This window comes from Barnesiella sp. An22 (genome assembly GCF_002159975.1).
GTDB lineage: Bacteria > Bacteroidota > Bacteroidia > Bacteroidales > Barnesiellaceae > Barnesiella > Barnesiella merdigallinarum.
This window is the reverse complement of sequence record NZ_NFJR01000005.1, coordinates 166,524-189,849: the sequence shown is the minus strand read 5'-3', so window position 1 is coordinate 189,849 and position 23,326 is coordinate 166,524. Positions and strand designations below refer to the sequence as shown.

The window sequence follows — 23,326 nt, the reverse complement described above, 5'->3', positions numbered from 1 at the left end:
ATATTTAGAGTTTGCTGTCGAGAAGTTTGAGTGAGGTGGTCTTTCCTGTTTCCGATTCGATGACTACGATGATGAATCGCTCGGAGTATCGCAGGTCGCCTTCGAAGGTGGTATCGGTTGCCAGATAGTCGCCCAGCAACTGTCCCGAGAGGCTGATGACTCTCACCCGGTTGCGGCCGTCGAGACCGGTTACCGTGAGGTGTCCGTCGTAGAGCCGGGCCCGAGGAGCTACGCTTTGGGTTTCATCGTCGATAGCGGTGGGTGTTTTGATTGACACCTTGTAGAAATACCAGCCCGACCCGGTACCGATACCGGCATTGTACAGCACTACGCTCCACACGCCGTCCTTGGCATTGAGCAGGTAGGAGTTGTCGCCTTCGTATTTGATCGAATAGCTGCCGTTGGCGTTTCCGCTGGGGGCGATTTCAAACCGGTTGCCGGTAGCCGAAGCCGTGAAGTTTACAGTCTCGAGCACTTTCGATCCCGATATGCGCAGGTCGGTGCCACGGTTTACAATATACACCTGATTGTTGCCGGCGTCTTCGAGCCGCCACAGGAACTTGTCGGTTTGGTTGGCTGGCTTCTCTACGCGCAATTCGGTGGTATAGTCGCCGCCGATGTTTGTGTCGTAGGCAATATAACGCTCTTTGCGGGTTTCGGAGGTGTGGGCATTCATAATCTGATACCAAATGGGATTCTCGGCCGTGCTCACCTCGGGGGTAGCCAGTTGGGGAACAGCCGCTTCGAATACGGCGATGAGGCTCGTACTCTTGCTCACGGTAAAGGTGTAGACTGCCTCTTCGCTCACGATTTCGCCGCCTTCTTGCCAGCCTTTGAAGTCGATTACGGTTTCAGACTCTTCGTTGATAACGGCCTTGACGGTAACCTGGCTGCCGATTTCGTAGCGGCCGGCTTCGTTTGGTGCTGTTTCGATAAGAGCCGTTCCCAATTCGTTGTTGTTCGAGGTTACGCTGATGAAGCAGTCGGTACGGTCCGAAGCCTCCATCACATAGACTACGAAGTCGTATATGCGTCCCGAAATCGAGGCATCGGCCGACGAGGGGGTGGACGATTCGACTCTTATCCGCACGCGGGTCTTACCCAATGCAGCCGTCTCGGGGATGGTGATGGGTTGCACGAAACTGCGGGTCGAGGCGTTTACTTGTGCCGTTTGCGACTCTTTTTCATATATACCGTTGCGGTCCCAGTCGGTATAAGCCGTGATTACGTAGCTCGACGGGTCGACCGACATCGTGGCATTGAGTTCGAAACTTTCGCCGGCAATCAGCAGCGAAGTCTCTTTCGATACGATTGTAAAGTAGCTGCTTGGGGCACTCGATTTGACATATCCCAGCGGATAGATAATGGCATTACCCGAGGTGGTAGCCGAGGTGATGTATCCGCCATTGGCCGAGCCTGCCGGCATTTGGTAGATGGGGCTGTTTTCGCTGATGCGTCCCAGACGGACCATTGTTTCGAAAGGATCCGACGTGATGTAGCTGTCGGCTGTCGTATCGGCTGCCGCTATCGGTAAGGCCGAGGCTACAAGAGGAATGATGAATAGGGATTTGAAAAATTTGTTCATGAGGAGTTTCTTTAATTTTTTTTTGGGGGGGAGGGTGAGTAGAAACAAAGCGTAGGGGAGGCTTTCCGTTTGTTTTCCTCCCCTACGAGTGTTACTGGATTATTTGATGAATTTAATCACCTTTCCGTCTATGTAAGCTACATATACACCTTTAGCCAGAGCTGCAACCGAGATAGCATCGGCATTTTCGGCTTGCAGTACGACTTGGCCGGCGAGATTGTAAATGGCGGCTTTCTCCATGTGGGGTGCTACGATAGTCTGAGCCTGCGAGTCGTAGTAGATGGTCTCGGCAGCTACGCTTTCGATACCCGATGCCGGTGAGATATGGATATTGAAATCATAAGCGATACCATTTCTCAGTTCGTTGAAGAAATCGGTAAATACTTTCGTGTTCCAGTCCTCGGTATAGGGATTGGGGGCCATGTATACGACACGCATGCGATAGGTGCCGTCGGGTGTTCCCTCGGGAATGGCGATGGTTCTTTGCCAACCTTCGGCAACGCTGCCGTTGGGATCGCCAAAGTTGTTGTTCTTGCTGCTGTCGCCCAGCGGCTCGTAAAGCTCGTTTTCACCGGCGAATGTCTTGTCGTTGTTCCAGTCGATGTAGAGAGCCTGACGAGTCCAAACCAGTTCGGGTTCGCACACGTTTTCATTTACAGTGATGTCGCTGTTATATTGTTTCAGTTTCAAGGTGAAAGATTCGAGGCCTTCGGTCAGTTCGATAGGCGTAGAGGTCTTGTCGATAACAGCACCTTCGATTTGGGGGGTATGTACTTCCTTGTATTCGGTGAAGGGCAGTTCTTCCTGACTGTTGCAAGTGAAGAGTTCGTGGCTCTCATCACCTGCTGTATAAGAAGCGGCACCCAGGTAGCGGTTTTGTTGATTCAAGCCTACCTCATAGAAACGAGTCATGATGGGATAGTCTTTTTCTACAAATTCGGCTACGAGATTGATGCTCTCCTCTCCGGCATAGGAGTAGGTGGGGCGGTAGCTGACTGCATTTTCGGTACCCTCTTCAACCCAACGGTAAAACATATAGTTCTCGGCGGCCTCTGCTTTTACGGTTACGGCGTCGGTCGAGCCAACCTCTACGCTGTTTTCGTTGCTGCCCTCGATTGAAACAGAGCCTTTGCTGTCATCGCTTGATGCAATGGTGACAGTTTTTTGCACTGCCGGAGAGTAGTCGGTCTCGTAGAAGAACCAGCCCGAGGCTTGGTGTACACCGGCGGCGTAGATGGTAACGCCGAACTGGGTACCGCCGTCCATGGCATTCATGAAGGCACGAGCCCCGCTATATCCGATATATTGCAATGCGTATTGGTTGGCAGCACAATCGTTGCTGATACCGGTCGATTGGCTGGTGATTACGTCCCACACCGTACCGGTCTCGTTCATTTCGAGCGGGGTATTTACGTGTGTCGATCCGTCTTCTGCTGTAGCCGAAGAGGGAACAAATACCCGCTGACCGTTGCTGTTGACCAGATAGGCGTGCGTGCTTGTACCATCGTTGGCCGACTCCAAGCGCCAGATGAAGGCCTCGGTTACTTGACCTTCGGGAATGCCCGACATGAATTGTTCGGTGCACAATGTGGTGCCGTCCAATTTCAGAAAGCGGTTCTTACGGGTGTTGTCCGAGAGGTGCGACGACATCAGCAGATACCATTTGGGCGAATCGGCGGTGCTGATTTCGGGAACTACGGCTCCATCCAGGGGAGTAACGGCTGCTTCGATGTGATTGGTGGTAAATAAACCTGTTACAAAAAGTAACGATAAAAGTAAATTCTTTTTCATAAAGAGTGTTTTTAATGGATATTTGGTTTTTAAATTTGTTGTTTCATGGTAAGCGAAAGCTTGAAAAAACGAAACCTTCGCATAATATTAAACCGGGGGAATCGAGTTATCCCTAATGTGATAAATATATTTTAACAATATTGTCTCGTGTTTTTGTATTTGGTCGCGCATCTATCGATTTATTGGAACTCGTTTGGAGGTAAGAGATGTTTTTCTTCTCTTTTTATTGTGAAAGGTAAATGGATGTGTAGGGCAGAATCTTTGATGTAACTTTGAAACATAATGAAACTTGTATTGTATTTTTTCTTAAAAAAGTCGTAAATTGCGACGGATTTTAAAATTTCAGGTTATGAAAAAATATTTGGTTACCGGCGCGGCCGGTTTTATTGGGGCTAATTTCTTGAAATACATACTAAAAAAGTATGGGAATGATATTTACGTAATTGTTTTGGATAAGCTCACCTATGCCGGCAACTTGGGTACAATCAAGGAGGAGATTGCCGACCCTCGGGTACGATTCATCAGAGGGGATATACGCAATGCCGAATTGGTAGCCAATATTTTTGCCGAGACCGATATAGACTATGTGGTCAACTTTGCGGCCGAGTCGCATGTCGATCGCAGTATCACCAATCCGCAACTCTTCCTGGAAACCAATATTCTGGGGGCCCAGAACATGCTTGACTGCGCCCGCAAGGCGTGGTATCGCGGGAAGGACGCCGAGGGTAAGCCGGTCTATGCCGAAGGGAAGAAGTTCTTGCAGGTGTCGACCGACGAGGTGTATGGTTCGCTGACCAAAGACTACGACGAACCGCATCCGCTCGAAATTACCGACCCCGACGTGCGCAGGGTAGTAAGCGGCCGTACCGACCTGCACACCTATGGCAAGCACTTCTTTACCGAGACGACGCCGCTCGATCCGCGTTCGCCCTATTCGGCTTCGAAAACCAGTGCCGACCTCTTTGTGCGGGCCTATCACGAGACCTATGGCATGCCGGTAAACATTACCCGCTGCTCGAATAACTACGGGCCGTACCACTTCCCCGAGAAATTGATTCCGCTGATTATAAAGAATATCCTGGCCGGCCAGAAACTTCCCGTTTATGGCAAGGGCGACAATGTGCGCGACTGGCTCTATGTCGAGGATCATGCCAAGGCTATCGATGCCGTGCTGGAGCGCGGCCGCATAGGCGAGGTCTACAACGTGGGCGGATTCAATGAGGAGAAGAACATCAACATCGTGAAACTGGTGATTTCCATCATTGCCCGCATCATGCGCGAGGAGCCCGAATATCGTCGGGTATTGAAGACCGATGTCGAGAATATCAACGAAGATTTGATTACCTTTGTGGGTGACCGCCCGGGACACGACATGCGCTACGCCATCGACCCGTCGAAGATTGCCCGCGAGTTGGGCTGGTATCCCGAGACTCCCTTCAAGGTGGGTATCGAGAAGACCGTACGCTGGTACCTCGACCATCAGGACTGGGTCGACGAGGTAGTAAGCGGTGATTATCAAAAATATTACGAACAAATGTATGGCAATCGTTGATTGCCTGTTAGAACAGATATACAATGAAAGGCATAGTATTGGCCGGAGGTTCCGGTACGAGATTGTATCCCATTACGCGGGGTGTGTCGAAACAGATGCTACCCGTGTATGACAAACCCATGATTTATTATCCCATATCGGTGTTGATGCTGGCGGGCATTCGCGAGATACTCATCATCAGCACGCCTACCGACCTGCCCGGGTTCAAGCGGTTGCTGGGCGACGGCAGTCAGTTCGGCGTGAAGTTCGAGTATGCCGAGCAGCCTTCGCCCGACGGGTTGGCCCAGGCCTTTATCATCGGCGAACGGTTCATCGGCAACGACACCGTTTGTCTGGTGTTGGGCGACAATATCTTTTATGGACAGAGTTTTACCCGCATGTTGCGGCAGGCCGTGGCCGAGGCCGACAAGGGCATGGCTACGGTGTTTGGCTATCGGGTGGGAGACCCCGAGCGCTATGGCGTAGTCGAGTTCGATGAGAGTGGGCGAGCCATCAGTATCGAGGAGAAACCGGCCAAACCGCGGTCCAACTATGCCGTGGTGGGGCTCTATTTCTATCCCAACCGGGTAGTCGAGGTGGCCAAGCAGGTGAAACCCTCGGCTCGGGGCGAGTTGGAGATTACCTCGGTAAACCAGGCTTTTCTCGAGTCGCAGGCACTGGGTGTTCAGTTGATGGGGCGTGGTTTTGCCTGGCTGGATACCGGTACGCACGAGTCGCTCTACGAAGCTTCCAACTTCATCGAAACCATCGAGCACCGTCAAGGCCTCAAGGTAGCTTCGCTCGAAGAGGTGGCCTATCGCATGGGATGGATCGACCGGACTCAACTGCTCGAGCTGGCCGAACCGATGAAGAAAAACCAGTATGGACAATATTTGATAAGATTGGCGAACAATGAGCTTTAACCAGGTGCGATTAATCGATTTGCCCAAAGTGGCCGACAAGCGGGGCAACCTGTCGTTTATCGAGAGCGACCGGCACATCCCGTTTGAGATTGCGCGCACCTATTGGCTCTACGACGTGCCGGGCGACGAGCGGCGCAACGGTCACGCCTTTCGGCAGCAAGAGGAGTTCATCGTAGCCCTTTCGGGTAGCTTCGACGTGGTGCTGAACGACGGCACCGAGACGCGGCGCTACCACATGGCCCGCTCGTACTACGGGCTTTATGTGCCTCGTATGATGTGGCGCGAGCTCGATAACTTCTCCACCAACTCGTTGGCGCTGGTGCTTTCGTCGACCCCCTACGATGCCGCCGATTATATCGAAGATTTCGAGGAGTATCGCACGTTGTTGAAAGGAGGTCGAGATGAGTAAACGGGTTTCGGTAGACGATTGCCGCATCATTCAGTTGCCCAAGCACATGCAGGAGAGCGGCAGCATTACGGTGGTGGAGAACAACCGCGAGTTGCCCTTTGCCGTGAAGCGGGTTTATTACCTCTACGACGTGCCGGGCGGCGAGGAGCGTGGCGGCCATTCGCACAAGCAGCTGTACGAGTTTCTGGTGGCAGCCGGCGGCTCGTTCGACGTGTTGCTCGACGATGGCGAGCACACCCGCACGGTGACGTTGAATCGTCCCTATTACGGCTTGCTCATCGTGCCGGGTATCTGGCGGGTCCTCAACAACTTTTCGTCGGGCTCGGTGTGTCTGGTGCTGACCTCCGACTATTACGACGAGTCCGATTATGTGCGCGAGTATAACGATTTTAAGCAGATAGACAGTCAAGAATGAAATATCCCCACCTCTCTTTGAAACGGGCCAATGAACCCTATATGGCCGAGATGAAGGCCGTCGCTGCCGAGGTAATCGAGGGCGGCTGGTATATCCGGGGCAAATATGTGTCGCAGCTCGAGGAGCTGTTGTGCCAATACCTGGGTTGCCGCTATGCGGTGGCTACGGGCAACGGGCTCGATGCGCTGCGGTTGATGTTGCGAGCCTATATCGAGAGGGGGGTAATGCAGCCGGGCGACGAGGTTATCGTACCGTCGAACACCTATGTGGCTTCGGTTCTGGCCATAACCGACAACCGACTGGTGCCGGTTTTTGTAGAGCCTTCGGTCGATACCTACAACCTCGACACCTCGCTGATCGAGCAGGCCATTACCCCGCGCACGCGGGCCATCATGGTGGTGCACCTCTATGGCCGGGCCTGTTGGGACGAGACACTGAAGTCGGTAGCTGCCCGTCACGGACTCAAGATTGTCGAGGACAATGCCCAGGCCTTCGGGGCCGTCTCGTCGGTCGCCGGACTGCAAGGTTCGCACCATACCGGGGCGCTGGGCGATGCCGCAGGCGAAAGTTTCTATCCCACCAAAAACCTGGGAGCCCTGGGCGATGCCGGGGCCGTGACTACCGACGACCGCGAGGTGGCCGATGTGGTGCGGGCCTTGGGCAATTACGGCTCGGCCGTGCGCTATGTCAACGAATACAAAGGGGTGAACAGCCGCATGGACGATTTGCAGGCCGCCTTCCTTTTGGTAAAGTTGAAACACCTCGACGAGGAGAACCGCCGTCGGGTCGAGATAGCGCGCCTCTATACCGAGTCGATTGACAACGAGCGGCTCATCCTGCCACAGGCCGGAGAGCCCGGCGAACACATCTGGCACCAGTATGTGGTGCGGTGCACCGAGCGCGACCGGCTGATGCGTTATCTCGAGTCGCAGGGGGTAGGCAGTCTCATTCACTACCCCATACCGCCGCACAAGCAACAGTGCTATCGCGAATACAACCACCTGCATCTGCCGCTGGCCGAAACGCTAGCCCACGAGGTATTGAGCCTGCCCATGTCGTCTTATCTGACCGACGACGATGTGCACGAGATTGCCTCTATCATCAATCGGTTTGCGTAATACCATATCTTTGTTTTTGAATGGGAGGAATACCGTTTGGTGATTCCCTTTCAAGAGTAATATTGACGAATGTAACTCGTCGATTCAAGCCGAAGAAAAAGAAGAATAGAAAGAGGGCAACCCTGTTGAGTCGTAGACTCTGGGGTTGCCCTCTTTTATGGTCTGTGGGGGGAGATTAGCGCACGCAGACTCTGGTCACCTGGCCGTCGGCCTTTACTACGTAGATGCCGGGCTCTACGGCGATGGATGCCGTGTCGTGCCCAATCCCGTAAATCTTGCCGTCTATGCCATATACCGCTATGTCGTCGGCTCCATCGACCCGAATCACTCTGTGCTCTACCCGGATGGAGATGCTGTCTGCAGAGAGCCCTTCCATGCCGGAGGATACGCTTGCTTCGTATTCGTTCGAAAGTCCCGATTCACCTTCGGCGTATACGGCAGTTACCTGGTAGCGGTGCGAGCCCGTCTCCGACGGGATGCCGGAGAGGTCGTCGACATACTGGGTTTCGGTCAATACCTTATCGTTGAGTCGGATGCCGTCGCGATAGATATTGTAACCTGCAATCGTGTAGCTGGGGGTACCGTATGTGTAGCTGATGTCGTCTACCAGCCAGGCCAGGGTCATGTAGGAGATGTACCGGATGGCAAAGTATTTGGTACCCTCCGGCAGTTCTACTTCTACTTGAGACCACCCCAGATTCGAGGCGTAGGTATCGCCCAGTTTCGTGAAGTCGGCAGGCGTGTTGCCCGTGGTGGAATAGAGTACTTCGAACTGGTCGAAGCCATAGTTGACATTCACCGAGCGGTTCCAGAAACTGATTACCTGTTGAATGCCGGGGAGCTCGGGCGAAATCAGCCAGTCGTCGTTGGCCTTGGTTGTCGAGGCGAAGGCTGCCAGGCATTTGGAACCCGAGTGGGCAAAGTCTGATACCATCGATTGGCTTGCTTCGTCGATACCGTCAATGTCGAATACAATATACGACATGGGTTGTCCCTGATTCTGGAACATGACACCGCCTTCAAGTCCGAATGTGTCGTCGCCGTCCATATCGTAGAAGGTATAGTTGCCGGCCTTCCCGATCGAGAACGACTCGTACCCTTCCAGGTCGTCGGTTACCTGCACGGTCTTGCTCTCCGTGTCGGGTGCCTCCCAGGAGAGGGTGACCCGATTGCCCTCTACCTCTCCATTCAGGGTTACAGTCGGGAGATTAGAGGCGGTAAATTCTACCGTCTTGGCCTCGCTGTCGTTGTTGGAGAGGTCTTCGTCAGCATCGAACGCCGCATGTATTTTGTAGCTGATTGCTTCGGTTTGGGTAACGGGCGGGCATACCGTCATTTCGACCGTCTGCTGGGCCGATACTGCAAGGTGATCGATGGTTTCGGTCTCGACTACCTCGTCGTTGGCAAGCAGTTGTACGACGATGTGGTCGGCTTCGTAAGTACCGGCGTTGGAGATGGTGGCTGTCACTTGGTTGTCGACGCCCAGAGTCATGGTTGCGGGAGTGGTGAAGTCTGTAACGACCACATCATATCCGGCAAACTCGCGTACCTCGATGTTGTCGAGCAGGAAGTAGTCTTGCTGTGAGCGGGCATTTACATTCACACCCACTTGAACCGTTTGACCTTTGAACTGGGCCAGCGAAACAAATACGCGTTGCCAACCCGTGCCTGCCGAATTGGTATGTATCGGTTCGGTCAGATAATAGGTTTCGCCACTGGGAATGCGCACGGTGGGGGCGAGGTCAAACAGGTCGTCGGTCGTTCCGCAATAGTAGAACGACAGCCCTATCTTGTCACTCTCGGGAATTGCAATCTTGCCCGAGAGCAGCAGGTTGTTCTCCTTGGCCAGGAAGGGCTCGAGGTAGAACATGCCCTGGTCATCGTCTTGCGGCATGCACACCGGCTGGTAGCACGACTGGGCCGTGCTCCAGTATGCCCCTTCGTTCATCCACACATGTTGGAGCAGTGCCTCGGGACACGACTCCTTGAATGGAACCTGATAGGCCTCGCCTACGGGTATCATCGAGGTGTAGCCGTTGACGGGGTTGCGGCCGACACGGTTCTCGGCGAAAATATAGAATATGGCCAGAGCCTGTTCCTCATCGGCCGGTATTTCAATCGTGGTAGTCCAGCCCTTTCTGGCATCTTCGGCCGTGAGTCCGGTGGCCACAATCTGCTCGTTGATGTCGACCATCGTATAAGTAATCAGGTCGCTGTTGATGGAGTCGCCGTCTACATCTTGTGCCAGGGGATTCCAGGTGACCGTCACCTCTCCGGGAGTAGTGGCACTCTCCGTGATTTTGCAGTCGGTAGGGGGGCAGGCAGTTTCAGACCGGCATAGGCATCCTGGTCATAGGGTATGCCCGCTCCAGATTCGTTCGAGGCTACGATGGTGTAGTGAACGGTTGTCTCTTTGCCCACTTCGTCTTTGAAGGAGAGGGGAGCGCCGGGTGATACGTTGGTGAATTGTTTCACCATTTCGCCGTCTCGGGTTACGGTTACGGATGTGATGGAGGCGAGTTGGTTGCCGGCGATGTTCTTGTCGGGGGCATTGAGGCTGACGTCGATAGCTGCCGATCCGTCGGGTTGGGCCGTGAATTTTACGTTTTCAACAATGGCCGGTGCCGTGTCGGGGATAGGAGCTTCGATGGTGAAGTTGTCGATGTAGATGGCTCCCATGTTTATCTTGGACAAGCAGTGGATACCGATGTAGTAGGTACCCGTTGTTTCGGGAGCGATGACAGCGTAGTAGGTGCGATAGGTGGCATCGGTCAGTTCTACGGTATCGATGAGTGCGGTTACCAGGGCATCCACGTTGGCCTGAGTTCCCATCTTGACCTCAAAGTGATCTTTGTAGTTAGCCTCTCCTCGTGCATCGATGGCCAGGCGATAGGCTTTGCCTGCTTCCAGTTTTACGGGGGCCGACACTAACCAGTCGTTCATGTCGTTCTGCCAGCTGTACCCGATGTATGCACAGCCCGACTCGTTCCAGCCCCACGTGTTGAAGTCGTCGTTCGAGTCGATAACGGTGAAGGGGAGGAAGTCGTCGCCGGTTGCAAATGCGTTGGTATATGGCGGCATGATGCTACCCATTACTACGGCATTGGATTTGGTCTCGTTCGAGGTTACCCCTTCGAACTCGGCCACTACCTTATAGGTATATATCGAGAGCTTCTCGGGTGCGGCTACGGCGTCGGTGCATTGTGTGGCGGCGATGTGGCTGGCAACGACCGATTCCTCCACGCCGTTGTTGTAGCGAACTACCGTATAGGTCACCCGGCTTGCGTCGAAATAGCCGTTGTTCTCAGAGGTGGTCACGGCATCCCAGCTGATGTCGAATGTACCCTCTTGGTAAGCGATAGTCACGGTTGCGGGAGCGTATGGTTTGTCGGGGCCCACCCACAGGTTCACTTTGTTGCTCGAGGGAGAGTCGCCCACGCTATTGCTCACAAGCACGGTGAATTTGTACATGCCTGCTTCGGCCACTTGAACCGGTACGTCGATTGCCGCACCGGGAGCAGCCTGGCCGTGAGCTATCTCTTCGTCGTTTGCCCGGATGCTGTAGGGCAGGTCGCCCGTGAGGCTGCCGCCGGCAAACGTCTGGACGGGCATGGTGAATGTGGCGTTTCCGCTCAGAGAGCCGTCGGTGAACGATACGGCCAGGTCGGTAACCGCAGCCGGTGCGCCATCTTCGGCAAGCGGAGCGATGAGGTGCATGCCGCATACCTCGCCCTGCAAGTCGCAGATTTTGGCCACGGCATAGGCGTTGTTGAAGTCGATCGAGTAGAGAGCGGTCTCGGTGTCGGTACAGGATGCGTAGTAGAGAATCCCCGTTTTGCTGTCATAGGCAGCTGAAGTAAGGTAGTTCGACACGATGCCCGTGTTGGCGAGTGGGGTCTCTTCGCCCGTACTTTTATTGATTTCTACCAGGCGTCCGTCGCCATAGATTCCGTATAGCGCCTTGGCATCGCATGCCAGTGCGATATAGGGCTCGTCGAGCGAGCAGATGGTGCCGGTCCGTTTCACGGGAGTCAGACTCATTTTGCCCAACTCGTATCCGCTCAGGTCCTGTTTGTAGAAGCAGCCGTATATGTCGCTGCCGTCGGAGGTCATACACTCGGCCATCAGGTTGAAGTCGGCCTGGTAGTTTTGTTCGAGCAGCGACCAGTCATCTATGTCGAACAGCCGGTAGTATGCGCCGTATACCTGCCCCATGTACTGGTCCATGAAGCAGCAGATGTATTTGCCGTCCAGGGCGGCACCGCCATTGCTCGCATTCAGGGTATAGTCGGTTTTGATGGCGGTCAGCCCGTTTGCTTGTATCGAGTAGATGCCCACGTCGAGACCTGCGTTGCTCTGGACTACCGACCCGATGAGGTTGGGCATCGTTACCGTCTGTGCGGCGGGTATCTTTTTGAGTGAAAAGGCGGTGGAGGCAATGTTGTTTGGCGCTGTTGCCCGGTTGCCTCGAATGGTGTTGACACTTCGATGCTTGAAGTGGGCCTTTACTTCGCGTGGTTTCTGGATAGTCGTTTGTGCATTTTGTTTCACAACGGCATGGTGCGATGTGACTGCCGGTGCCGGAAGTATCAGACACCACAATGCAGCTAGCACTGCTAAAAGTTTGAATTTTTTAGGCATAATGTTGTGTGTTAAAATTATAAAATGTCTATTCAATGTGATGATTTGATGTGTAAAAGTAATGTTTTTTGATAAAATGTGGAATAGTTTGTAATAAATATGATAGATTTTCTTGCTTTTTGATGGTGATGTGTTTAAAAGGGAATCGCCTCTCCACACCAGTCGGGAAAGGCGATTCTTGAGTTTGTCGGATGGTACGAGTGTCGTGTTACCACTCCTGTTTCAGCGCGTTGATGGCCGCCTCGTAGTTGGGTTCGTGGGTGATTTCGGGCACGAGTTCCTCGTAGATTACCCGGCCGGTTTCGTCGATAACCACTACGGCTCGGGCCAGCAGGCAGGCCAGGGGACCGTTGACCATCTCGACACCATATTCCCTGCCAAATTCGGGCGAGCGGAAGGCCGAGGCGGCGATGAGGTTCTCGATGCCCTCGGTCGTGCAGAATCGCGACTGGGCAAAGGGCAGGTCTTTCGACACGGCTACGACGGTGGTATTGTCGAGCGAGGCTGCCAGTTGGTTGAACTTGCGCACCGAGGTGGCGCAGACGGCGGTGTCGAGGCTGGGGAAGATGTTCAGGACGATGCGTCGTCCCTTTAGCTCTTCGCTGCGCAGTTCGGTCAGGTCGCCGCGGGTGAGGGTGAACTGGGGAGCGATGCTCCCGACTTGAGGCAGTTTGCCGTAGGTATGTACGGGGGTGCCTTTGAATGCTGTTGTTTCCATTGTAGTGAATGTATAAATGATTTTTAATGTGGAGGTTGTTTCGACGGGTGGCGCATCTGTCGGATGGCCAGTTCCAGCTCCTCGGCCAGCGAGGGGGTATAGCCTATCTTTACCCAGCGGATTCTCCCCTCGGGATCGAGCAGAAAGAGGGTGGGGCAGCCGGTCACACCGTAGGCGGTAGCGGTGTTTGCCGCGTGCTCCAGTACGATGGCTCCGGCCGGATTGGGGGTCGTCTCGGGTTGCCTCTCTTCGTAGAGAAATACGGGGGTAAGCCCCTCTTGTAACGACAGAGATTCGGCTGTTTGTCGCACCGGGGTGCAAAACTCTCCTTTAGAGTCGAGGAATAAAAGCAAGGCCTCCTGCCCTTTCAGGTGGTCGGAGGTGAAACGGCGCCCGCCCCAGGGCAGGTCGAACTGGGGAGCCTGTTGTCCCACGCGGTCGCTGGCGGCATAGCTCCCTTCGCGAAAGAGGTGGAACACCTCGTTGTAGGCGTGTAGCAGATGCTCTTCGCCGAAGTGGTCGGGAGAGAAACGGGTATCGGTACGGCTCGGGCCATACCTCACCACAACCGTTTGCGAACCCAGATGGCCGGGATTGTTCTCGGTCTCGCGGTAGAGAGGCAGTCCGGTAGTGGGGTCGAAGGTATAGAGTATGGTGCGGGCCACCTCGCCCCGCATCGAGTCGGCTACCAGAATGGCGTGGCACGGCTCTCCCTGCACCGTCGTGTCAGGGAAGAAGAGCACCCGGCAGTCGGGTTTCGCCCGAAATTCGTTCAGTTGCCGGGCCATCTCAGCCGGGAAGAGTTCGGCAAACAACCCCGAGTGGTGCACCCCGAGATTGCGGCCCCGTGGAACAAAGGGCTCGGGGTTTTCGTCGTGGTGATACTCCCGCAGCCGGTTGCGGTCGAATCGAAAGCAGTGACCCGAGGCATACGCCGCAAAGTTGCGATAGTGGCAGGTGTCGTTCTCGGCCTTGTAATCAATGAGGTAACTGTACCCGCACAAGGTATCGGCCGGCTCCCTGCGGTAGTCGAGTCGGGCGCGGTATTCGATTTCAGAGTCGGTGATGGGCAGCGTCACCCGGTAGGTAAACGAGCTCTGGTAGTTCGACGTCGTGTCGAGCCGGGCGATTAGGTTGTCCATATCCGCCTGAGCCTGAGCAAGCGCGATGCCCGCCGACAGTGCAAGGAGGAGGACCCGAAGGCGATGGTGTGTCATAGTCGTGATGATGATTGGTCTGTCCCGGCTATAACAATCGCAACGGGTGGTTGGTTCGATGAGATTTGTTAATTCTCTGTGTGGGTTAAAAATTACGAATCATACCGAGAGCCATTTGGTTGTGGCCTCGAGCGAGAGACCCCGCTGACGGGCATACCGCTCGCGCTGGTCGGGGGCGATGTGGCCGATGTGGAAATAGCGGGCATCGGGGTGAGCCAGGTAGAGCCCGGCGGTCGAGGCGTTGGGATACATGGCCCCGTTTTCGGTGAGGGTAATCTCTATCTCTCCGAGGTCGAGCGCCCGGTCCCAGTCGAAGAAGAGCGAGTGGTCGGGCAGCGAGGGGTAGCCTGCGGCCGGGCGTATGCCGCGGTAGTTTCCGGCCAGGAGAGCCGGCAGACCGAGAGCAGGTTCGTCGGGAGCATATCCCCACAGTTCGCGTCGCACCTTCAGGTGCAACCACTCCGAAGCGGCTTCGGCCAGGCGGTCGGCCAGCGATTGCAACAGCAGGGCGTTGTAGTCGTCGCCGGCGAGGCGCAGCCGTTCGATGCGTCGCTGTATGTCGCCGCCGGCCGTGACGGCAAAGAGTCCGGCATAGTCGGGGGCTCCGGTCTGCTCGGGGCGTACAAAGTCGCTCAGGGCATAGTAGCAGGCATCGGCTTCGGGCTTGCGTACCTGTTGGCGCAGGCAGGGAATTTCGAGCAGGTCGCCCTCGGGCAGATGCAGGCGTATGAGGTTGTCGCGACTCGATGCCTCGGTCAGCAGATAGACCCCTCGGGGCGAATCGTTGTTTTCGCGTTCGAGGGTGTCGAGCAGTCGGTTGGCCTCCTTGTAGAGTTGCATTGCTTCGGTGGCTTTGGCCCGCTCGGCCGTGGGGAATGCGGCGAGCCAGGCGGCCCGGCAGTGGTCGCAGCCCCGCATGTCAGCTATGGCGGCATATTGTGCTCCTATCTTCCACACGGCAAAGAAGGCCCGCCAGTTGATGTAGGGGCGAATCTCGGTGATGGTGGGGGCAATCGTGTGGCGGCCCAACTCCCGGGGACACGGCGCAACGTAGTGGGCCCAGTCGATGCGGGGAGCCCGCTGTTCGGCCTCGGCCAGGGGCAGGGTGTCGGCCGGTTTCTGCGAACGGCGCAGAGCCTCCTGCTCGGCTTGCAGCGAGACGATGAAGCTCTGGCGGGTCTGCGGGTTGAGCAGTTGTGCGGCGATGAGCGGATTTTGCGAGGCGTCGCCGGCGTGGACGACGGGTCCGCTATACCGGGGGGCTATCTTCACGGCGGTATGCAGTCGCGAGGTGGTGGCCCCACCGATGATGACCGGGGTGCGCAAGCCGGCCTTCTCCATCTCGGCCACCACGTGTCCCATCTCCTCGAGCGAGGGGGTGATGAGTCCGCTCAGCCCTACGAAGTCGGCCTTTTCGGCAATGGCTCGTTCGACAATGCGTTCGGCCGGGACCATTACGCCCAGGTCTATCACCTCGAAGTTGTTGCAGGCGAGGATGACGCCGACGATGTTTTTGCCGATGTCGTGCACGTCGCCCTTGACGGTGGCGATGATGAATTTGCCCCGTTTCGCCGTCTCGCCCGTGCGGGCATTCTCCTGTTCGATGAGGGGTTGCAGGATGGCCACGGCCTGCTTCATGGTGCGGGCACTCTTGACCACCTGGGGCAGGAACATCTTTCCCTCGCCAAAGAGCTGGCCCACGCGGTTCATCCCCTCCATGAGGGGCTGTTCGATGACGGCGATGGCCGACCCGTATTGGGCCACCGCTTCGGCCAGGTCGCTCTCGAGGTGGGTCGACAACCCTTTGACAAGCGCCTGCCGCAGCCGGTCGGCTACGGGTACACTTGTGCGTTCCTGCGGTTCGGTCCGATTCGGTTTTTCGGCCTCCTCCCGGTGCCGGGCGGCAAAGTCGATGAGCCGTTCGGTCGCATCGGGACGGCGGTTCAGCACCACATCCTCGATGAGTGTGAGGGTCTCGGCGGGCAGGTCGTCGTAGGTCACCGAGGTGGCCGGGTTGACGATGGCCATGTCGAGCCCTTGGGCAATGGCGTGGTAGAGGAAGACGGCGTGCATCGCCTCGCGTATGTAGTTGTTGCCCCGGAAGGAGAAGGAGAGGTTGCTCACCCCGCCGCTCACCTTGGCCTCGGGCAGGTGCTGGTGAATCCAGGCCGTAGCGCGGATGAAGTCGACGGCGTAGTTGTCGTGGCTCTCGATGCCGGTGGCTATGGCCAGCACGTTGGGGTCGAAGATGATGTCGCAGGGAGCCATGCCTGCTACCTCGGTGAGCAGCCGGTAGGCTCGGGCGCAGACCTCGATTTTGCGTTCATAGGTATCGGCCTGCCCCTGTTCGTCGAAGGCCATCACCACCACAGCCGCCCCCATCCGTTTGATTTCGCGGGCGTGTTGCAGAAAGAGCTCTTCACCCTCCTTGAGGCTGATGGAGTTGACAATCGCCTTGCCTTGCAGGCATTTGAGAGCCGCCGAGATGACCTCCCATTTCGACGAGTCGATCATGACGGGTACCCGGTAGATGTCGGGGTCGGAGACGATGAGGTTCAGGAAGTTGACCATCTCGTCGCGGGCGTCGAGCATGGCGTCGTCCATGTTGATGTCGATGACCTGTGCTCCCGCCTCGACCTGCTGGCGGGCGATGTCGAGCGCCTCGGCGTAGTTCTTTTCGTGAATGAGCCGCAGGAATTTGCGCGAGCCGGCTACGTTGCATCGCTCGCCGATGTTTACGAAGTTGGTCTCGCGCGAGACTACCAGGTCGTCGAGTCCGCTCAAGTGCAGCCTATGGTCGCGGGAAGCCGGACGACGGGGCGCAGCCCCAGCCACGAGTTCGCGATAGGCCGCAATGTGTTCGGGGGTGGTTCCGCAGCAACCGCCCACGATGTTGACCAGCCCCTCGTCGATAAACTCTTTGATTTGTACGGCCATCGACTGGGGTGTTTCGTCGTATTCGCCCAACTGGTTGGGCAGTCCCGCGTTGGGATAGGCGCTCACGTAGCAGGGGGCCATGGCCGCCAGGCGTTGCAGCCAGGGCTTCATGTCGCGGGCCCCGAACGAGCAGTTGAGTCCCACGGCCAGCAGGGAGGCGTGCGATACCGAGGTGAGGAACGCCTCGATGGTTTGCCCCGAGAGGGTGCGGCCGCTTTCGGTAACGGTGACCGAGAGCACCACGGGCACCTCGCGACCCGCCGACTCCATGGCCTGCCGCGCAGCCCACAGGGCGGCTTTGGCATTGAGGGTGTCGAAGATGGTCTCGACGAGCAGCAGGTCTACGCCTCCCTCGACGAGCGCCTCCATCTGTTCGCGATAGGCTGCGGCAAGGGTGTCGAAATGGAGGCTGCGCAGGGCGGGATTCTCCACGTCGGGCGACATGGAGCAGCTCTTGTTCGTAGGTCCTACCGACCCCGCTACGAAGCGCGGTTTCTCGGCAGTCGAGTAGTCGTCGGCCGCTTGGCGGGCCAGACGGGCGGCGGCGAGGTTGATTTCGCGCACGGCCCCTTCGAGCCGATAGTCGGCCATCGATATGGCGTTGGCATTGAAGCTGTTGGTCTCGATAATGTCGGCCCCGGCCTCGAGGTAGGCCCGGTGTATTTCGTCGATGATGTGCGGGGCGGTGAGACATAGCAGGTCGTTGTTGCCCTTCAGCTCCACACCGGTGTGGGCAAAGCGTTCGCCCCGGAACTCCCGTTCGCCGAGTCCGTAGCGTTGTATCATGGTTCCCATGGCTCCGTCGAGCACGAGAATGCGTTGGTCGAGTAGTTGTTTCAGAGTAGTCATATCATGTAGAGGTATGGCGTGAATACAAAAAAGGGCAGGATTGGAAATCCCCGTGTACAAAGGTAACGCTAATTATCGTTTGGCCTCTCGAAATAATCTCTTCTTTGGGGTGGGTGATGTGGTGAAATATTCTGTTTTTCGCCCGACAGAGCAGAGGAAACAAACAAATATTCTGCCAATAATGGAGATAATATGTAGCTGAGGACCGGGGCGGGAGCTGATGCGACGCGGGTCGGACGCTATTTCTTGGGCGAAGGTTTCCCGTTCGAGACCTTGTCGGGGTTCTTGCTGATGAAGTCCTTCCAGCTGTTGTAGCTCTTGGGCACCTGAGGCCGGTTGGTCTGGTAGAAGTGGCAGAGGGCGGCCGCCAGACCGTCGGTAGCATCGAGCTGGGGCAGCATGTTCTCATCGGGGATGTGGAGGATGCGTTGCAGCATGGCGGCCACCTGCTCTTTCGAGGCACCGCCGTTGCCGGTAATCGACATCTTTATTTTCAGGGGGGCATATTCGGTGATGGGAATATCGCGCGAGAGGGCGGCCGCCATGGCTACCCCCTGGGCGCGGCCCAGTTTGAGCATCGACTGCACGTTCTTGCCGAAGAAGGGAGCCTCGATGGCCATCTCGTCGGGCAGATATTGCTCGATGAGGCCCAGCACCCGGTCGAAGATGCGCCGCAAACGCAGGTAGTGGCTCTCGAACTTGTTGAGCTGAATCACCCCCAGCGCCACCACCTCGGGCTTGTTCTTGACCACGCGCAAGATGCCGTAGCCCATCACGTTGGTGCCGGGGTCGATGCCTATGATTACTCGGTCGTTCTCGGGTGTCATTTACAAGTCGATTACTTCGAGCAAGGTGCTGAATCCCAAAACCTGATCGCCAAACCGTTTTTGCATCTCGGCAAGCAGCGCCTCGCCGCACTCTTCGTGCCAGCGTTCCAGCGATTCGGTATCGGGCGATTTGAACTGGAGCGAGAGGCTGGTGCCTTCGTCTTCGTTATCGGCAAAGATGCGGGTCAGTTGCGGCTCCCGCAGCAGGCCGTGCTCCACGACGGTAGGGATATACGACTCTTTCAGCCAGTCGATAAACTCGTCTTTGCGAGCATTGTCGGCATGATAGGTGGTGTTGAAGATAATCATCTCGAACGGTTTTTGAACGGTTATATCAGTTACAAAGGTAAGAAGATTTTGCGAAAGTCGTATGGAGATGGATGTCTCATTTGTCATTGTGCTTTTCTATTTATATATTTGTAGAATCTGTTATTTGTCCAACCTATAAGTGCTTTAATCCTTATGAAATCGATTGACTCCAACTGGCTTTATGCCGTAGCCTCTTTTGCGGTAGTGGGTAGTTTGGCTTCGTGCCAGAACACCAAGAGGGAGGCGCTACGCCCCAATATCATCTATATTATGACCGACGACCATACGGCTCAAATGATGAGTTGCTATGATACCCGCTATATCGAGACTCCCAATCTCGACCGCATCGCCCGCGACGGCGTGCGGTTTACCAACAGCTTCGTGACCAACTCGCTGAGCGGTCCCAGCCGGGCTTGCATGATTACCGGCAAGTTCAGTCATAAAAACGGTTTTACCGACAATACCACCTGCCGGTTCGACAGCTCGCAGCAAACCATGCCCAAACTGTTGCGGCAGGCCGGTTACCAGACGGCTATCGTGGGCAAATGGCACCTCGAGTCGTTGCCTACGGGCTTCGATTTCTGGGAGATTCTGCCGGGACAGGGCGACTATTACAACCCCGATTTCATTACACAGAACAACGATACGGTGCGCAAGCACGGCTATGTGACCAACATCATTACCGACGAGAGTCTCGACTGGCTGCAAAACAAGCGCGACAAGTCGAAACCTTTCTGCCTCTTTATCCACCACAAGGCGATTCATCGCAACTGGATGGCCGATACCTGCAACCTCACGCTGTACGAAGACCGTGAGTTCCCTTATCCCGAGACCTTCAACGATACGTATGAGGGCCGTCTGGCCGCTGCGGCTCAAGAGATGAGCATCGCCAAGGACATGGACCTGATTTACGACCTGAAGATGTTGCGCGCCGATAAGGATAGCCGACTGAAATCGCTGTATGAGTCTTTTTACGGACGTATGGATTCGGCCCAGAAGGCTGCCTGGGACAACTTCTATAATCCCATTATCGACAAGTTCTACAAGGACAACCTGCAGGGCGAGGAGCTGGTGCACTGGAAATACCAGCGCTACATGCGCGACTATGCCAAGACGGTGAAGTCGCTCGACGACAATGTGGGCCGGGTGCTCGATTACCTCGAGAAAGAGGGGCTGCTCGACAATACGCTCGTGGTCTATACCTCTGACCAGGGTTTCTACATGGGCGAGCACGGCTGGTTCGACAAGCGCTTCATGTATGAAGAGTCGATGCACACGCCGCTCATCATGCACCTGCCCAAGGGGCTCGACAAACGGGGCGACATTCCTCAGATGGTGCAGAATATCGACTATGCGCCCACCTTCCTCGAACTGGCCGGGGTTACCGTGCCCGACGACATGCAGGGCGAGTCGCTGGTTCCGCTGTTGCAGGGCGAGTCGCCGGCCGACTGGCGTACCTCGATGTACTACCACTTCTACGAGTTCCCTGCCGAGCACATGGTGAAGCGCCACTACGGCGTACGCACCGATCGCTACAAGCTCATCCACTTCTACAACGACATCGACGTGTGGGAGCTCTACGACTTGAAGAACGACCCTTGCGAGATGCACAACATCTACGGGCAGGAGGGTACCGAGGAGATTACCCGTGACCTGAAGAAGGAGCTGAAGCGGCTGCAAATACAATACGACGACCCGATCTTGAACGAGTTTCCCATTAACGAATAAACGAGGGGAGAGCCATGAAAATAAAACTATGGATTGCTTGCGCTCTGGGGTTGAGCCTGCCGGTATGGGCGGGCGAGTCGGTCGGGGCCGAGGCGTTGCCGGTGATACCGGCGCCGATGACATGCAGCGTAGACAGCGGCTATTTCTACTTTACCCCCTCGACAACAATCGGGGTGGAGTGTGAGTCGCAGTTGCAGATGGTCTCGACTTTTGTCGACCGCTTGGGCCGCACGGCCGGTTTTCTGCCGGCCATCGAGGTAGGAGCTCCCGAGCCCGATGTGCGGCTGACGACGGTGCCCTCGATGCCCCCCGAGGCTTATCGGCTCGAGGTGTCTGCCGGGCGGATGACGATAAAGGCGTCGGGCGATGCCGGTTTCTTCTATGCCTTGCAGACGTTGCGTCAGTTGCTCCCGCCCGCCATCGAGGGGGTGGAGCCTGTGGCGCGTAACCTTTGCCGGGTGCCGGCGATGACGATCGACGACGCTCCGCGGTTCGGATATCGGGGGCTGATGATTGACGTGTCGCGCTACTTTATGCCCAAAAAAGATTTGTTGCAGATTATCGAGGCGTCCTCGATGCTGAAAATCAACAAGCTGCACTTGCATCTGGTCGACGACAACGGCTGGCGCATCGAGATTAAGAAGTACCCCCGCCTCACGCAGGTGGGAGCCTGGCGCGTGAAGCGCGACGAGCTCTTTCCCAACCGCCGCAACCAGGAGCGGGGCGAGGAGGCTACCGAGGGCGGATACTATACGCAGGACGATATTCGGGAGATTGTGCGCTATGCGGCCGAACGTCAGATCGAGGTAATCCCCGAGATTGAGATGCCGGCCCACACCAATTCGTCGCTGGCTGCCTATCCGCAGTTGGCCTGCCCCGTGGAGGACCGCTTTATCGGGGTGTTGCCGGGCATTGGCGGGAAGAACTCCGAGATTGTCTATTGTGCCGGCAACGACAGCGTGTTTTCGTTTCTCGAGGATGTCATCGACGAGATTGTCGAACTCTTCCCCTCGAAATACATACACCTGGGTGGCGACGAGGCTTCGAAGGTAAACTGGGCACGATGCCCGTTGTGCCAGGCCCGCATGAAGGCCGAGCACATCGACCATATCGAGGAGCTGCAAAGTTACTTTATGACCCGCATGTGCGACTATGTGCGCAGCAAGGGCAAGGAGGTGATGGGCTGGGACGAGCTCACCAACAGTACCCTGCCCGAGGGGGCCATCATCTACGGTTGGCAAGGTTTGGGCAAGGCGGCTCTCAAGGCGGCCGAACAGGGGCATCGGTTTGTGATGACTCCGGCCCGGGTGCTTTACCTCATTCGTTATCAGGGACCCCAGTGGTTCGAGCCGTTTACCTATTTCGGCAACAATACCCTGAAGGATGTCTACCAGTATGAGCCGGTGCAGCAGGATTGGAAACCGGCCTACGAATCGCTGCTGATGGGGGTACAGGCTTCGATGTGGACCGAGTTCTGCAACTCGCCGGCCGATGTGGAGTATCTGCTTTTCCCCCGGTTGCTGGCCTTGGCCGATGTGGCCTGGACTCAAAAGGGCACGAAGGATTGGCCCGGATTCCTCGCCCGGCTCGACCGGGTGTTGCCTCACCTCGAGGCATTGGGCGTGACTTGCGCCCGCTCGATGTACAACATCGACCACCGGGTTACCCCCGAGAAGAAGAGACTGCGGGTAGACCTCTCGTGCATCCGCCCCGATGTGGAGATACGCTACACCTGCGACGGCACGGAGCCGGTGGCCACGTCGCCGCTATACGAAAAACCGTTTACGGTCGATGCCTCCACCTGTGTTCGGGCGGCTACCTTTGCACAAGGTGTGCAGATGGGGAAGACCCTCACCCTGGATATGCAGTGGAATCTGGCTACGGGCAAACGGGAGATAGCCAACAACGGGAGTGCCGGTGTACTCACTAACGGTGTGCGGGGCAGTTTGCGCCATACCGATTCGGAGTGGGTGGGCTGGTACGACCAGGATGCCACGTTTGTGATTGACCTGGGAAAGAAGACCCCGGTGAGCGAGGTGACTCTCGGCTGCATCACCAACTCGGGCATGGCGGTTCACAAGCCTGCCGTAATCAGGCTGTCGGTTTCGAACGACAAGAAGAACTACCGCCCGGTGGGCGAGATTCGCTATTCCCGGGAGGAGATTTTCGAGAACCGCATGGCTATCGAGGATGCCCGTTTCGACAACCTCGGGGTGAAAGCCCGTTATCTGAAGTTCGAGGTGGTGAATCCGGGTCTCTGTCCGGCCGGCGATGTGCGCGAAGGGCAGAAGGTCTGGATGTACTTCGACGAGGTGATGGTGCAATAGT

Annotated in this window: 16 protein-coding genes; 7 read left to right on the top strand and 9 right to left on the bottom strand. The window is 56.3% G+C overall.

From position 1 onward, the window contains the following. Positions 1-4: 4 nt before the first annotated feature. Both B5F38_RS07280 and B5F38_RS07275 read right to left on the bottom strand, forming a co-directional pair. Positions 5-1,585, bottom strand: a complete 1,581-nt coding sequence (locus tag B5F38_RS07280) for a GEVED domain-containing protein (protein ID WP_206422483.1) — start codon at positions 1,583-1,585, stop codon at positions 5-7. A 99-nt stretch (positions 1,586-1,684) separates the two neighbouring features. Continuing rightward, positions 1,685-3,376 (bottom strand): T9SS type A sorting domain-containing protein, encoded by a 1,692-nt coding sequence (locus B5F38_RS07275; protein WP_143240931.1) that lies wholly within the window; start codon positions 3,374-3,376, stop codon positions 1,685-1,687. A gap of 349 nt (positions 3,377-3,725) precedes the next feature. Here B5F38_RS07275 and B5F38_RS07270 point away from each other — a divergent pair, with 349 nt between their 5' ends. The 5 genes from B5F38_RS07270 to B5F38_RS07250 are packed head-to-tail and all read left to right on the top strand — an operon-like array spanning position 3,726 to position 7,772. After that, entirely contained in the window at positions 3,726-4,928 is a 1,203-nt protein-coding gene (locus B5F38_RS07270) for a dTDP-glucose 4,6-dehydratase (RefSeq protein WP_087408621.1), read from the top strand. Between the two features lie 23 nt (positions 4,929-4,951). Further along, the gene (gene rfbA / locus B5F38_RS07265; protein ID WP_087408620.1) at positions 4,952-5,830 is read left to right on the top strand and encodes a glucose-1-phosphate thymidylyltransferase RfbA; all 879 of its coding nucleotides are present in this window, start codon (positions 4,952-4,954) and stop codon (positions 5,828-5,830) included. Further along, on the top strand, positions 5,820-6,239 hold the full coding sequence (locus B5F38_RS07260) for an FdtA/QdtA family cupin domain-containing protein (protein ID WP_087408619.1): 420 nt from the start codon (positions 5,820-5,822) through the stop codon (positions 6,237-6,239). The genes rfbA and B5F38_RS07260 overlap by 11 nt, the downstream gene beginning before the upstream one ends. Beyond that, complete coding sequence (locus B5F38_RS07255; protein ID WP_087408618.1) at positions 6,232-6,654, top strand: FdtA/QdtA family cupin domain-containing protein; 423 nt, start codon at positions 6,232-6,234, stop codon at positions 6,652-6,654. The genes B5F38_RS07260 and B5F38_RS07255 overlap by 8 nt, the downstream gene beginning before the upstream one ends. Beyond that, positions 6,651-7,772 (top strand): DegT/DnrJ/EryC1/StrS family aminotransferase, encoded by a 1,122-nt coding sequence (locus B5F38_RS07250; protein WP_087408617.1) that lies wholly within the window; start codon positions 6,651-6,653, stop codon positions 7,770-7,772. Before B5F38_RS07255 ends, B5F38_RS07250 begins: the two co-directional genes overlap by 4 nt. A 175-nt stretch (positions 7,773-7,947) precedes the next feature. Here the strand turns inward: B5F38_RS07250 and B5F38_RS07245 are convergent, their stop codons facing one another. From B5F38_RS07245 to B5F38_RS07215, 7 genes are all read right to left on the bottom strand, one after another. Continuing rightward, positions 7,948-10,041 carry a choice-of-anchor J domain-containing protein gene (locus B5F38_RS07245; protein WP_087408616.1) on the bottom strand — a complete coding sequence of 698 codons (2,094 nt, stop codon included), beginning with the start codon at positions 10,039-10,041 and terminating at the stop codon, positions 7,948-7,950. After that, a complete protein-coding gene (locus tag B5F38_RS07240; protein ID WP_143240930.1) occupies positions 10,038-12,323 on the bottom strand; it encodes a choice-of-anchor J domain-containing protein in 2,286 nt (761 codons plus the stop codon). The genes B5F38_RS07245 and B5F38_RS07240 overlap by 4 nt, the downstream gene beginning before the upstream one ends. 298 nt (positions 12,324-12,621) lie before the next feature. Further along, positions 12,622-13,131 (bottom strand): thiol peroxidase, encoded by a 510-nt coding sequence (tpx, locus tag B5F38_RS07235; protein WP_087408614.1) that lies wholly within the window; start codon positions 13,129-13,131, stop codon positions 12,622-12,624. Positions 13,132-13,154: 23 nt separating this feature from the next. Next, entirely contained in the window at positions 13,155-14,273 is a 1,119-nt protein-coding gene (locus B5F38_RS07230) for a hypothetical protein (protein WP_087408613.1), read from the bottom strand. A gap of 174 nt (positions 14,274-14,447) precedes the next feature. Then, positions 14,448-18,134, bottom strand: a complete 3,687-nt coding sequence (gene metH / locus B5F38_RS07225; RefSeq protein WP_087408612.1) for a methionine synthase — start codon at positions 18,132-18,134, stop codon at positions 14,448-14,450. Between the two features lie 239 nt (positions 18,135-18,373). Next, positions 18,374-18,961, bottom strand: coding sequence for a crossover junction endodeoxyribonuclease RuvC (ruvC, locus tag B5F38_RS07220; RefSeq protein ID WP_087408611.1), 588 nt, complete (start codon positions 18,959-18,961; stop codon positions 18,374-18,376). Next, the gene (locus B5F38_RS07215; protein WP_241147825.1) at positions 18,962-19,357 is read right to left on the bottom strand and encodes a DUF4286 family protein; all 396 of its coding nucleotides are present in this window, start codon (positions 19,355-19,357) and stop codon (positions 18,962-18,964) included. Positions 19,358-19,423: 66 nt separating this feature from the next. Here B5F38_RS07215 and B5F38_RS07210 point away from each other — a divergent pair, with 66 nt between their 5' ends. Then, the gene (locus tag B5F38_RS07210) at positions 19,424-20,998 is read left to right on the top strand and encodes a sulfatase (RefSeq protein ID WP_087408609.1); all 1,575 of its coding nucleotides are present in this window, start codon (positions 19,424-19,426) and stop codon (positions 20,996-20,998) included. Between the two features lie 14 nt (positions 20,999-21,012). Continuing rightward, a complete protein-coding gene (locus B5F38_RS07205; RefSeq protein WP_087408608.1) occupies positions 21,013-23,325 on the top strand; it encodes a glycoside hydrolase family 20 protein in 2,313 nt (770 codons plus the stop codon). Position 23,326: the final 1 nt, after the last annotated feature.